The sequence below is a fragment of the Methylobacterium sp. 285MFTsu5.1 genome (assembly GCF_000383455.1).
Lineage (GTDB): Bacteria > Pseudomonadota > Alphaproteobacteria > Rhizobiales > Beijerinckiaceae > Methylobacterium.
The window spans coordinates 298,683-311,473 of sequence record NZ_KB911273.1; the positions used below are offsets into that span (position 1 = coordinate 298,683).

13 protein-coding genes are annotated in these 12,791 nt (G+C 70.9%); 4 read left to right on the forward strand and 9 right to left on the reverse strand.

All coding sequences use genetic code 11. The features are described from left to right. The first annotated feature begins 202 nt into the window (after window positions 1-202). Window positions 203-1,327: a mechanosensitive ion channel family protein gene (locus H288_RS0110010; protein WP_020092452.1), complete on the forward strand. Its 1,125-nt coding sequence runs from the start codon at window positions 203-205 to the stop codon at window positions 1,325-1,327. Between the two features lie 103 nt (window positions 1,328-1,430). Here the strand turns inward: H288_RS0110010 and rlmN are convergent, their stop codons facing one another. After that, window positions 1,431-2,705: a 23S rRNA (adenine(2503)-C(2))-methyltransferase RlmN gene (rlmN, locus tag H288_RS0110015; protein ID WP_020092453.1), complete on the reverse strand. Its 1,275-nt coding sequence runs from the start codon at window positions 2,703-2,705 to the stop codon at window positions 1,431-1,433. Between the two features lie 98 nt (window positions 2,706-2,803). Between rlmN and H288_RS0110020 the strand changes: the two genes are divergently transcribed. Continuing rightward, a complete protein-coding gene (locus tag H288_RS0110020) occupies window positions 2,804-3,460 on the forward strand; it encodes a class I SAM-dependent methyltransferase (protein WP_020092454.1) in 657 nt (218 codons plus the stop codon). 156 nt (window positions 3,461-3,616) lie between these two features. Here H288_RS0110020 and grxD read toward each other — a convergent pair whose 3' ends face one another. From grxD to recQ, 5 genes are all read right to left on the reverse strand, one after another. Further along, a complete protein-coding gene (gene grxD / locus H288_RS0110025; RefSeq protein WP_012318124.1) occupies window positions 3,617-3,955 on the reverse strand; it encodes a Grx4 family monothiol glutaredoxin in 339 nt (112 codons plus the stop codon). 39 nt (window positions 3,956-3,994) lie between these two features. Continuing rightward, window positions 3,995-4,489 (reverse strand): DUF29 domain-containing protein, encoded by a 495-nt coding sequence (locus tag H288_RS0110030; RefSeq protein WP_020092455.1) that lies wholly within the window; start codon window positions 4,487-4,489, stop codon window positions 3,995-3,997. A 23-nt stretch (window positions 4,490-4,512) separates the two neighbouring features. Next, entirely contained in the window at window positions 4,513-4,749 is a 237-nt protein-coding gene (locus H288_RS0110035) for a BolA family transcriptional regulator (RefSeq protein ID WP_007568343.1), read from the reverse strand. Window positions 4,750-4,775: 26 nt separating this feature from the next. Next, window positions 4,776-7,001 carry a phosphoribosylformylglycinamidine synthase subunit PurL gene (gene purL / locus H288_RS0110040; protein ID WP_020092456.1) on the reverse strand — a complete coding sequence of 742 codons (2,226 nt, stop codon included), beginning with the start codon at window positions 6,999-7,001 and terminating at the stop codon, window positions 4,776-4,778. Window positions 7,002-7,155: 154 nt separating this feature from the next. After that, window positions 7,156-8,997, reverse strand: a complete 1,842-nt coding sequence (recQ, locus tag H288_RS0110045) for a DNA helicase RecQ (protein ID WP_020092457.1) — start codon at window positions 8,995-8,997, stop codon at window positions 7,156-7,158. An 83-nt stretch (window positions 8,998-9,080) separates the two neighbouring features. On the opposite strand from recQ, the gene H288_RS0110050 reads away from it, so the two are divergent. Further along, a complete protein-coding gene (locus H288_RS0110050) occupies window positions 9,081-9,320 on the forward strand; it encodes a type II toxin-antitoxin system VapB family antitoxin (RefSeq protein ID WP_020092458.1) in 240 nt (79 codons plus the stop codon). After that, window positions 9,320-9,721: a type II toxin-antitoxin system VapC family toxin gene (locus tag H288_RS0110055; RefSeq protein WP_020092459.1), complete on the forward strand. Its 402-nt coding sequence runs from the start codon at window positions 9,320-9,322 to the stop codon at window positions 9,719-9,721. The genes H288_RS0110050 and H288_RS0110055 overlap by 1 nt, the downstream gene beginning before the upstream one ends. A 4-nt stretch (window positions 9,722-9,725) precedes the next feature. Here the strand turns inward: H288_RS0110055 and denD are convergent, their stop codons facing one another. The 3 genes from denD to otnI are packed head-to-tail and all read right to left on the reverse strand — an operon-like array spanning window position 9,726 to window position 12,783. Continuing rightward, entirely contained in the window at window positions 9,726-10,703 is a 978-nt protein-coding gene (gene denD, locus H288_RS0110060; RefSeq protein WP_020092460.1) for a D-erythronate dehydrogenase, read from the reverse strand. 26 nt (window positions 10,704-10,729) lie between these two features. Continuing rightward, entirely contained in the window at window positions 10,730-12,004 is a 1,275-nt protein-coding gene (gene otnK, locus H288_RS0110065; protein ID WP_020092461.1) for a 3-oxo-tetronate kinase, read from the reverse strand. Further along, on the reverse strand, window positions 12,001-12,783 hold the full coding sequence (otnI, locus tag H288_RS0110070; protein WP_020092462.1) for a 2-oxo-tetronate isomerase: 783 nt from the start codon (window positions 12,781-12,783) through the stop codon (window positions 12,001-12,003). Before otnI ends, otnK begins: the two co-directional genes overlap by 4 nt. Between the last annotated feature and the right edge of the window lie 8 nt (window positions 12,784-12,791).

Sequence of the window (12,791 nt, forward strand, 5' to 3'; positions counted from 1 at the left end):
GCTTCCCTGGATTGCTTCGCTCCGCTCGCAAGGACGGTGGTGCTGAGGGCATCGTCCGGCCTCGGCCTCGGCCTCGAGCACGGAGGCGCAACCCGCTGCGCCGAGCCGCTGCGTTGCGGCGGGCACATGGTGCGCTGCGGAACCGCCGCGAGCACCCACCCATTCCCACAGGTCCCGTTCGGAACCCGTGGAGCGATGCCCGATGCCGGACCTCGACGCGCTCGCCGGCTCCGCAGCCCGCGCGCTGGCCTACCTGCCGTGGTGGGCCGAGAGCCTGATCCTCATCGTCGCCTGCTGCGCCGTGGTGATGCCCCTGCACGGGATCGTCTACCGGGCGATGAAGCAGGCGGTCGCGACCAAGAGCCTGTTCTGGCGCTCGCTGGTCTCGCGCACCCGCGGGCCGAGCCGCCTTGGCCTGATCGTGGTGGCGATCAGCCTCGCCTCGACCACCGTGCACCTGTCCTGGGAGGTGCGGATCGCCCTCAACCAGATCCTTCTGGTGGCCTTCGTGACGCTGACCGGCTGGTGCTGCGCCACCGCGCTGCACATCGCCACGGTGATCTACCTGCGGCGGTTCAAGCTCGACGCCGAGGACAACCTCCTGGCGCGCAAGCACTTCACGCAGATGCGCATCCTGGAGCGGGCCGGCGTGACGCTAGTGGCGCTCGTCACCCTGTCGGTGGCGCTGATGACCTTCGAGCCGGTGCGCCAGTACGGCGTCAGCCTCCTGGCCTCGGCGGGCGCGGCGGGCCTCGTCCTGGGCCTCGCCATGCAGCCGGTCCTGTCGAACCTCGTGGCCGGCATCCAGATCGCCATCACGCAGCCGATCCGGATCGAGGACGCCATCATCGTCGAGAACGAGTGGGGCTGGGTCGAGGAGATCACCGCGACCTACGTGGTGGTCCGCCTCTGGGACTGGCGCCGGCTGGTCCTGCCCCTGACCTACTTCATCCAGAAGCCGTTCCAGAACTGGACCCGCGACGGCGCCTCGCTGATCGGCAGCGTGTTCGTCTACGTCGACCACCGGGCACCGGTCGCAGCGATGCGCGAGAAGCTCGCCGAGATCGCCAGGGCCACGCCCCTGTGGGACGGCAAGGTGGTGAACCTCCAGGTCTCGGACGCAAAGGAATCCACGATCGAGATCCGAATGCTGGTGAGCGCCCGCAACGCGCCCCAGGCCTGGGACCTGCGCTGCGTGGTCCGCGAGGCGATGATCACGTGGCTCCAGGCCGAGCACCCGGAGGCCCTGCCGCGGCACCGCACGGAATGGGTCGGGGCCGCGGAGATGCCGCTTCGCCGTGCGGAGGAGCGGCGGTTTGCGGCGTGAGCCACCTCGTCATCGCGAGCGCAGCGAAGCGACCCAGGGCTGCGCGCCATCTGTGCGCGTGGCGCTACTCTGGATTGCTTCGCTGCGCTCGCAAAGACGGGTGTCAGTCGTCGGCGCCGGCGTAAAAACTCTCCACGCCGATGCCTTCCTCCTGCATCAGCCGGGCGCGGGCGCGCAGCTTCTCGGTCTCGCTCTTGAGCTGGCCGCAGGCCGCCAGGATGTCCCGGCCCCGGGGCGTGCGCACCGGCGAGGCGTAGCCGGCGTTGAACACGATCTCGGAGAAGCGCTCGATCCGGTCCCAGTCCGAGCACTCGTAGCGGCTGCCCGGCCAGGGGTTGAACGGGATCAGGTTGATCTTGGCCGGGATGCCCTTGAGCAGGCGCACCAGCTCCCGCGCGTCCGCGTCCGAATCGTTGACGCCCTTCAGCATCACGTACTCGAAGGTGATCCGGCGGGCGTTGCTCAGGCCCGGATAGACCCGGCAGGCCGCGAGCAGCTCGGCGATCGGGTATTTCCGGTTGAGCGGCACCAGCTCGTCGCGCAGGTCGTCGCGCACGGCGTGGAGCGAGATCGCCAGCATGGCGTTGGCCTGCTCGCCGAGCCGCGGGATCTGCGGCACGACCCCCGACGTCGAGACCGTGATCCGCCGCCGGGACAGGCCGAGGCCCTCCTGGTCCGACATTACCCCGACCGCGTCGACCACGGCGTCGAGGTTATAGAGGGGCTCGCCCATGCCCATGAACACGATGTTGGTCACGAGCCGGCCGACCTCGCCGGCCCCGCCGGCGTCGCGGCTCGGCATCTGGCCGGGCCAGTCGCCGAGCTCGTCCCGGGCGGTGACGAGCTGCTGGACGATCTCGGCCGCCGAGAGGTTGCGCACGAGGCGCTGCGTGCCGGTGTGGCAGAACGAGCAGGTGAGCGTGCAGCCGACCTGGGACGACACGCAGAGTGTGCCCCGGTCAGGGCCGGGAATGTAGACGCACTCGATCTCAGCGCCGCGGTTGTGCTCCTGCCGGTTGGTCGGCGCCATGCGCAGCAGCCACTTGCGGGTGCCGTCGCGGGAGACCTGCCGGCTCGCCACCTCCGGCCGCTCCAGGGTGAAGTGCTCGGCGAGCTGCGCCTTCAGCGCCTTGCCGACATTGGTCATCTCGGCGAAGTCGGACGCCCCGCGGAAATTGACCCAGTGCCAGACCTGGCCGGCGCGCATCCGGCTCTCGCGCTCGGGCACGCCCATGCCGATGAGCTGCGCCTTGAGGGCGTCGCGGGTCAGGCCGACCAGCGAGGGGCGGCGGCCGGGCAGCGCCTCGGGGAGGAGATCCGGCGCCTTCTCGATCGCGGCATCGGCCGCGCGGGCGCTGTCGAGCGACGGCGTCGCCATGGCGTTCAAACGATCCATACGTTGGAAAGGGTCTGATATACGCGATCGCGGCAGCGAAGGCGAATGCGTGCCGCCCACAGGGGCCCTGACGGAGAGCCATGGCGACCGACACCCGAGCCGGGCAGGCGATCTACAATCCGCGGACGCTGCAGATTTACGACCTTGTCGTGCTGCGCCTGTCGAACCCGCTGGTCTGGCGTTGCCCCACGGCGCGGATCCTCGATCTCTACGACCGGCACGCGGGCCTCGCGCATCTCGACGTCGGGGTCGGGACCGGCTGGTACCTCGACCGATGCCGGTTCCCGGCGCCCGCGCCGCGGGTCGGCCTGATGGACCTCAACGCCGACAGCCTCGCCTTCGCGGCCGACCGGATCGCGCGCTACCTGCCCGAGACCTACCGGGTCGACGTGCTCGCCGCCCCGGCCACCGGCATCGCGCCGTTCGACTCGATCGGGATGACCTACCTGCTGCACTGCTTGCCGGGCGACATCGCCGCGAAGGCGAGGGCCTTCGACACGGTGCGACCGTGCCTGGCCGATGACGGCGTGGTGTTCGGCGCCACGATCCTCGCGGGCGGCGTCCCGACCACGGGGGCGGCGCGGGCGCTGATGCGGGTCTACAACCGCAAGGGGGTGTTCTCGAACACCGCCGACACCCTGCCGGCGCTGCGCGCGGCGCTGGAGCAGCGGTTCCGGTCGGTCGAGATCACAGTCGTCGGCTGCGTGGCGCTGTTCGTCGCGCGGGAGCCGCGCTGATCCATTCGCCGTCTTTGCGAGCGGAGCGAAGCAATCCAGCGGCGCCACGCCCGCCGAGCTCGAGCCGCCCTGGATTGCTTCGCTGCGCTCGCAAAGACGGGCACGAAAAAGGGCGCCGGCGGGCGCCCTCTTCCAATGTGCCGAGTCTCAAAAGAGTCAGGCGGCGGCGGTCTTCACCGGCACGCCTTTCTCGGACAGGAAGGTCTGCAGCTCGCCCGACTGGAACATCTCGCGGGTGATGTCACAGCCGCCGACGAACTCGCCCTTCACGTAGATCTGCGGGATGGTCGGCCAGTTCGAGAAGGCCTTGATGCCCTCCCGGATCTCCTGGTCGGCCAGGACATTCACGCCCTTGAACGGCACGCCGAGGTAGTTGAGGATCTGCACCACCTGCCCCGAGAAGCCGCATTGCGGCATCTGCGGCGTGCCCTTCATGAACACCACCACGTCCTGGGAGGCGATCTCGTTCTGGATGGTCGTGTTGACGTCGGTCATCGCTCTGTCCTTGCTTGTCGCTTGTATGTGAGGCCTGAATCAGCGGCGCGCAACCGACGCGGCAATCGTACGAAGTGCGCGCTCTATGTCGAAAGTCTCGGTCAGCAGATCCTCAGGACGGAACGGGCAGGCCTCCGGCAGCCCCGGGAGCAGCGCGTTCCCATAGGCGCCGAGACCAGCCTCGGCCGCCGTGACGGCCGATTTCCAGATCCTGTTCCAATTCAGCCTTTGCCACATCGACGCTTCGTAGGTGTTCCGGGCGGTGATCTGGAAGGTCGCGACCTCCTCCCGCCAGTGCAGGCTGGCCGGCGCGAGCGGGGCGGATGCGCGCTTGAGGAGGTGGGCGAGCGTCTGGATCAGCAGACCTTCGACGGCCCGCAGATGCGAGCGCCCAACGCTCTCGATCTCCTCGGCAACGTTCTCCCAATCGACCGCGTTCGACAGTTCAGGTCGTTCGGCCAGCGCGCGCAGGGCCGCCGCCTGCTCCTCGGCCCAGGTCACGATGTCGTCGTCGTAGAGACCCGGTCGATCCATCGGGAGCGCTCCCGCCAGAAGACTCAATCCTGCGGGACGCCCGTGGTCAGCGCAAGGGCGTGGAGCACGCCGCCCATCCGGCCCTGGAGGGCGCCGTAGACCATCTGGTGCTGCGCGACCCGGGTCTTGCCCTTGAAGGCCGCCGACAGGACGGTGGCGGCATAGTGGTCGCCGTCGCCCGCGAGGTCGCGGATCTCCACCTGCGCGTCCGGCAGGGCCTCGCGGATCATGCGCTCGATCTCGCCCGCATCCATCGGCATCGGGAAACTCCTCGTCAGAACGGGGCTCAGGCGGCCGGCGCGGCCGGCTGGCTCGCCATGTAGTCGGGCAGCCAGCCCTCGTGCGCCGCATTCAGGTCGGCGAGCGATATGGTCTCGCCGCCCGGCAGGGTCAAACGGTCGGAGCCGGCGACGCCGACCGAGGCCGCGGCCACGCCCTGGGCCGCGGCAGCCGCGAGGAGATCGGTGGCCGCCTCCGGCCGCACCGCCAGCAGGTAGCGGCCTTGATCCTCGCCGAAGAGGTAGGCATGGGCCGGCAGGTCCACCGGCACGTCGGAGAGCGCCGCGCCGATCCGGCCCGCCATGGTCATCTCGGCGAGCGCGACGGCGAGGCCGCCATCCGCGAGGTCGTGGACCGTGTCGACGGTGCCGGCCTGGATCAGGCCGCGAACGAAGTCGCCGTTGCGGCGCTCCAGGGCGAGGTCGACGGGCGGCGGCGCCCCCTCCTCGCGGCCCTCGATCACCGACAGGTAGGCGGACTGACCGAGCCAGCCCTCGCTGTCCCCGATCAGCACCAGCACGTCGCCTTCGCGCTTCAGGGCGATGGTCGCGTGGCGCGCCACGTCGTCCAGCACGCCGACGCCGCCGATGGTCGGGGTCGGCAGGATGCCGACGCCGTTGGTCTCGTTGTAGAGCGAGACGTTGCCCGACACGACCGGGAAGTCGAGCGCCCGACAGGCCTCGCCGATGCCCTGGAGGCAGCCGACGAGCTGGCCCATCACCTCGGGCTTCTCGGGGTTGCCGAAGTTCAGGTTGTCGGTGATGGCGAGCGGCTTGGCGCCGACCGCCGTGATGTTGCGCCACGCTTCGGCCACGGCCTGCCGGCCGCCCTCGACCGGGTCGGCCTCGCAGTAGCGCGGGGTCACGTCGCAGGTGAGCGCGAGGCCCTTCGGCCCGTCCTCGACCCGCACGATGGCGGCGTCGCCGCCGGGCTTCTGCACGGTGTTCCCTAAGATGAAGTGGTCGTACTGCTCGAAGACCCAGCGCTTCGAGGCGAGGTCGGGGGAGCCGACGAGGCGCTTCAGCGCGTCGGTGAGCGAGGCCGGGGCCGCCACATCGGCGGCCGCGATCACCGGCTGGTGGGTGTTGGCGAGGTGCGGCCGGTCGTAGAGCGGGGCCTCGTCGCCGAGCTCCTTGATCGGCAGGTCGGCCACGGTCTCACCGTGCCATTTGATCACGAAGCGCAGCGTGTCGGTGGTCCGGCCGATGACCGCGAAGTCGAGCCCCCACTTCACGAAGATGGCTTCGGCCTCGGCCTCCATGCCGGGCTTGAGCACCATGAGCATGCGCTCCTGGCTCTCCGAGAGCATCATCTCGTAAGGCGTCATGCCCTCCTCGCGGGCCGGCACCTTGTCGATGTCGAGCTCGACGCCGAGGTCGCCCTTGGCGCCCATCTCCACCGCCGAGCAGGTGAGGCCCGCCGCGCCCATGTCCTGGATGGCGATGACCGCGCCGGAGGCCATCAGCTCCAGGCAGGCCTCCAGCAGCAGCTTCTCGGCGAAGGGGTCGCCGACCTGCACGGTCGGGCGCTTCGACTCGGATTCCTCGTCGAACTCGGCCGACGCCATGGTGGCGCCGTGGATGCCGTCGCGGCCGGTCTTGGAGCCGAGATAGACGATCGGGTTCCCGACGCCGGCGGCGGCCGCGTAGAAGATGCCGTCGGTGCGGGCGAGCCCCACCGCCATGGCGTTGACCAGGATGTTGCCGTCATAACGCTTGTGGAAGCCGGTCAGGCCGCCGACCGTCGGCACGCCGAAGGAGTTGCCGTAGCCGCCGACGCCCGCGACCACGCCCGAGACGAGGGCGCGCGTGCGCGGGTGGTCGGGGGAGCCGAAGCGCAGGGCGTTGAGCGCCGCGATCGGCCGCGCGCCCATGGTGAAGACGTCGCGCAGGATGCCGCCGACCCCGGTCGCCGCGCCCTGGTAGGGCTCGATGTAGCTCGGGTGGTTGTGGCTCTCCATCTTGAAGACGCAGGCGTGGCCGTCGCCGATGTCGATGACGCCCGCGTTCTCGCCCGGTCCCTGGATCACCCACGGCGCCGAGGTCGGCAGCCCGCGCAGGTGCTTGCGGGAGGACTTGTAGGAACAGTGCTCGTTCCACATGGCCGAGACGATGCCGAGCTCGGTCAGCGTCGGGTCGCGCCCGATCAGGCCGCGGAAGCGCTCGTACTCGTCCGGCGTCAGGCCGTGCTGGGCCACGAGCTCGGGGGTGATCGGAACGTCGTTGCGGAACATGGGCGGTCTCGACGAGGGCGGTCCGGGAGCCCCGGCAGGGCCCTCGACCCGATGCGCGGCCCGAACCGGGCCGCGCGCGGCGACGGTGACGGATTAGTGCGTTCCGCCACCGCGTTGCAATACGCCGGCCCTGCTGGCCGTGTATGGGTGCCGGTCACGCGGCCGGCGGATGGGCCAGAAAATCGGCGATCGCGGCCACGAACCTGTCGCCGTAGGCCTCGCGCTTGCGCTCGCCGACCCCGTGGACGGTGCGCAGCGCCCAGAGATCGACGGGCTTCTGGCGGGCCATCTCGATGAGGGTCCGGTCCGGGAAGACCATGAAGGCCGCGATGCCCTCGGCCCGGGCGAGCGTGGCGCGCAGGCCGCGCAGGTGCTGGAACAGCGCCTCGTCGGTCTCCGAGAGGGCGATCTCGCCGTCCTCGCGGGCGGCGGCCCGGCGGCGATCGCGGGATTCGGCCTTCGGCTCCGGATCGGGGCGGAGCTGGACCGGCTCCCGGCCGAACAGGATCGCCTCGCCCTTCTCGGTCATGGACAGGCCGCCGTAGCCGTCGGCGTTCTCGGCGATCGCCCCGGCGGCGAAGAGCTGGCGCAGGATCGCCCGCCACGCCGCCACCGGCTTGTCCGCCCCGACCCCGAAGGTCTTGAGGCTCGCGTGGCCGTTGCGGCGGATCTGGTCGCTCTCCTTCCCGTGGACCACGTCGCAGATATAGGCCGCGCCGAAGCGCTGCCCGGTGCGCACGATCGCCGAGAGGATCTTCTGGGCCGGGACGGTCCCGTCCACGAGGGTGACGCCGCCACGGCACAGGTCGCAGCGGCCGCAAGCGCCGCTCGACTCGCCGAAATAGGCGAGCAGCGACTGGCGGCGGCAGGTGGCGCCCTCGCACAGGGTGATCATCGCCTCGAGCTTGCGCCGCTCGACCCGGCGGCGGTCGTCCGAGATCTCCTTCTCGTCGATCTGGCGGCGGCGGAGCGCCATGTCGTCGAGGCCGTAGAGGGTCAGGGTGTCGGCGGGCAGCCCGTCGCGGCCGGCGCGGCCGATCTCCTGATAGTAGCCCTCGACGTTGTTGGGCATGTCGGCGTGGCAGACGAAGCGCACGTCCGGCTTGTTGATACCCATGCCGAAGGCGACGGTGGCGGTCATCACCACCCCGTCCTCCTGCAGGAACCGGTCCTGGTTCGCCATCCGCGTCGCCTGGTCGAGGCCGGCATGGTAGGGCAGGGCGTCGAACCCGTCCTTCCGGAGGGTCTCGGCCAGCTGCTCGGTGCGCTTGCGCGACGAGCAGTAGATGATCCCGCTCTCCGCGCGCCGGTGCTTCAGGAACCGCTCGATCTGCCGGGCCGGGTTGTCCTTGGGCTGGAAGGTCAGCCGGATGTTCGGCCGGTCGAAGGAGTGGACGAAGATCTTCGGGGGCCGGTCCTGCGGGAACAGGCGCTCGGCGATCTCGGCGCGGGTCGCGGCGTCGGCAGTGGCGGTGAGCGCCAGGGTCTGGACGTTGCCCAGCGCCGTCCGGGCTCGGGCGATCTCACGGTACTCCGGTCGGAAATCGTGCCCCCACTGCGAGACGCAGTGGGCCTCGTCGACGGCGAGCCGCCGGACGCCGGCGCCGCGCAGGGCGTCCATGCAGCCGTCCATCAGCAGGCGCTCGGGGGAGACGAACAGCAGCCGCAGGTCGCCGGAGCGCAGGGCGCGCCACGTCTCGCGGGATTCGGCTTCCGTGACCGTCGAGTTCAGGGTCGCGGCGCGGATGCCGACGCTGCGCATCTGCTGGACCTGATCGTGCATCAGCGCGATCAGCGGCGATACCACCACGGTGAGCCCCGGATCGACCAGCGCCGGGAGCTGGTAGGTCATCGACTTGCCCGAGCCCGTGGGCATCACGGCGAACACGTCGGTCCCGTCGAGCACCGCGCCGATCACCTCGTCCTGGCCGGGGCGGAAATCCTCGTAGCCGAACGTCTTCTTCAGCGCGGCGCGGGCCTCGTCGAGGCGGGTCATCGGGATCCTTGATCGGGTGTCTGCACCGGGCTTGCGGCGCGGATGTGTAGACACTAGTCTCAGCTGTCTACACGGAGGCGATCGTGCCGCTCAATATCCGCAGCGAAGTGGTGAATCAGCTGGCCGAGAAGCTGGCATCGCGGGCCGGCGTGAGCAAGACCGAGGCGGTGCGGATCGCGCTTCAGAACGAGCTGGATCGGCGGGAAGAGTCGCTGACCGAATTTCTGGAGAGGATTCGCCCGATACAGGAGGCCCTTGCCGCCTACCCGGAGACCGGCCTCAAGGCCGACAAGACCTTCTACGACAGCCTCTATGAGGACTGATGTTCATCGATGCGTCGGCGCTGGTGGCGATCCTGTGCCAGGAGCAGGGATATGAACGCGTGGCAGATTGTCTCCGCCAAGCTCCGCGTCGTCTGACCAGCGCCCTCGCCCAGTTCGAGGCTGTCTTGGCGGTGGCTCGCATTCGGTCACTGCCGCCTGAGACCGCCGAGAGACTCGTGAACAGCTTTCGCGAGACGGTCGGTATCGGAATGGTCTCCCTCGGCCTTGCAGAAATCCGCATCGCCGTTGCGGCCCATGCCCGCTACGGCAAGGGCCGCCACCCGGCGCGCCTGAACCTGGGCGACTGCTTCGCCTATGCCTGCGCACAGGTGCACGGCGTGCCGCTGCTCTATGTCGGCGACGATTTCCCGCAGACCGACATCCGCTCCGCCCTCGCCTGAGGCTTCAGCCCCCGTGGAACTCGGCCACGTGCTGGGCCACGATCGCGTCGAAGGATTCATCCGCCCGGAAGCCCAGGGCCAGGGCGGCCTCCGGCTCGAACGCCTCCGGCCAGGAGCCGACGATCCGCGCGATGGTGGCGTCGGGTTCGTGCCGGATCAGCGCCACGGCCTTGTCGCCCGCCGCGCGGCGCAGAGCCTCGATCTCCTCCGCCACCGTCGCCGAGACGCCCGGCATGGTCAGGCTGATCCGCGGGCCGATCGCCGCGAGGTCGAGCCCGGCCGCGTGCGTGAGGAAGCCCACCGCCGCCGCAGGGCTGGCGAACCAGTGCCGCACCGTGTCGGGCACCGGCAGGATCGCCTCCTGGCCGGCGAGCGGCTCGCGGATGATCCCCGAGAAGAAGCCCGAGGCCGCCTTGTTGGGCCTGCCCGGCCGCACGCAGATCGTCGGCAGCCGCAGGCCGATCCCGTCGAGGAAGCCGCGGCGCGCGTAGTCGGCGAGCATCAGCTCGCCCATGGCCTTCTGGACCCCGTAGGAGGAGGCCGGGCGCAGGATGTGGTCGTCCGGGATGACCTTGGGGAAGGGCGGCCCGAACACCGCGAGTGAGGAGGTGAAGACCAGCTTCGGCCGGTAGCCGTCCGCCGCGCTGGCCGCCCGGATCGCGTCGAGGAGCAGGCGGGTGCCGTCGAGGTTGACCCGGTAGCCCAGCTCGAGGTTCGCCTCGGCCTCGCCGGAGACCACGGCGGCGAGGTGGAAGATGACCCCCGGCCGCTCGGCGATGGCGGCCTCGGCGGCGCCGGGCGCCGTGAGGTCGGCCGCCTCGGCCCGCACCGGACCGGAGAAGCCCTCGGGCGCCGCGGGCGGGACCACGTCGAGGAGGGTGAGGGCGGTGAGCGGCTGTCCGCCGACCCGGCCATCCCTCACCAGGGCGTCCACGAGGCGGCGGCCAATCATGCCGGCGGCGCCGAGAATCAGGGCGTGCATGGAAAACCTCCCGTCGGGTTGTGGCGTCAGGCCATCATGTCGAGGGCGCGGCCGAAGAAATCGGCGCCGCCGAAATTGCCGGATTTGAGGGCGAGCAGCATCGGCTCGGGCCGGCCCGCCGTGCGCAGCACCGGCACACCCGCGGCGATCTCGGGGCCGAGCAGGAAGGCCGTGAGGCCCAGCCGGTCGACCACCGCGCCGGAGGTCTCGCCGCCGGCGACCACGAGCCGGCGCACCCCGCGGGCGACGAGGCCCTCGGCGATCGCTGCCAGCGCCGCCTCGATGGCGTGGCCGGCCGCGTCGACGCCGTGGGCGGCCTGGAGCGCGCGCACCGCCTCGGGCGGCGCCGAGGTGGCGATCAGTACCGGGCCCGAGGCCAAGTGCTTGTCCGCGAAGGCCAGGGCCTCGGCGACCACGTCGTCGCCCGCGAGCAGCCGCGCCGGGTCGAGGCGCAGCACCGGCATGATCGTTTCCGCGGCGGCGACCTGCTGGAGGGTTGCCTGCGAGCAGCTGCCGGCGAGGCAGGCGGAGGCGCCACCCACCGGTTCGCCCACGGCCGCGCCGGCGGCGTCCTGGGTTCCCCGCCCGTCGGCCGCGAGCGCCCGGGCGAGGCCGAGGCCGAGGCCGGACGCGCCCACCGAGAATTTGCGGCCGACGATCGCCCGGCCGAGCACCTCGAGGTCGCTGTCGAAGATCGCGTCCGCGATGGCGGCGCCCTTGCCCTCCTGCGCGAGGGCGTCGAGGCGGGCGGCCACGGCCTCCGCGCCCTTCGCCACCGTGGCGGTGTCGATCAGGCCGACGGGACTGCCGCTCTGGCGCCCGAGCACGCGCACGAGGTTGGCGTCGCGCATCGGGTTCAGCGGGTGGTCCTTGAGCGGGCTCTCGTTGAGCGGCACCGAGCCGACGAACAGGTTGCCCTGGTAGACGCTCCGCCCGGTCTCGGGGAAGGCCGGGGTGACGAGGGCGACGGTCTCGCCCGCCTCCGCCCGCAAGGCGTCCATCACGGGACCGATATTGCCCGCATCGGTGGAGTCGAAGGTCGAGCAGACCTTGAACATCACGTGGGCCGCGCCCCGGGCCCGCAGCCAGGCTTCCGCCTCGCGGGAGCGCGCCACGGCCTGGTCGGCGGGGATCGAGCGGCTCTTGAGGGCCACCACCACCGCGTCGGCCTCCGGCAGCGACCGGCCGTCCTCAGGCACGCCGATGGTCTGGATCGTGCGCAGGCCCGCCTTGGTCAGCGTGTTGGCGAGGTCCGAGGCGCCCGTGTAGTCGTCGGCGACGCATCCCAGCGCGAGGCTCATCGGGCGCTCCCCTTGTAGGCGGCGAGCCAGCCGAGGCCCGCGACGGTGTCGGCGGCCGGAATGTACTCGCAGCCGACGAAACCGCGGTAGCCGAGCCGGTCCAGCTCGTCGAACAGGAAGAAGTCGGCCATCTCGCCGGTGCCGGGCTCATGCCGCTCGGGCACGCTCGCGGTCTGGACGTGGCCGATGAGCGGCATCAGGGCGCGCAGCCGCACGGTCACGTCGCCGTGCAGGATCTGGCAATGGTAGAGGTCGAACTGGAGCTTCAGGTTCGGCAGGGCGAGCTCGCGGATCAGGTCGGCCGCGCGGCCGAAATCGTTGAGGAAATAGCCCGGCATGTTGCGGCCGTTGATCGGCTCCAGGACGAGGTCGAGGCCGGCCGACGCCAGCCGCTCCGCCGTCCAGGTCACGGCCCGGCGGTAGGATTCGACCGCCCTAAGATCGTCCCACGGGGCGAGGCCCGCCATGAGGTGGAGCCGGCCGACGCCGGTCGCCTCGGCGTAGCGGAGCGCCGTGTCGACCCCCGCCTTCAGCTCGTCGAACCGCTCGGGAAAGGCCGCGATCCCGCGCTCGCCCTGGGCGAAGTCGCCCGGCGGCAGGTTGAACAGGGCCTGGGTCAGGCCGTTCGCGCGGAGCCGCGCGCCGATGTCGTCCGGCGCGTGCTCGTAGGGGAACAGGAACTCGACGGCGTCGAACCCGGCCCGGGCCGCGGCCTCGAACCGGTCGAGGAACGGCACCTCGTTGAACATGAGGCTCAGGTTGGCGGCGAAGCGCGGCATGGTTCTGT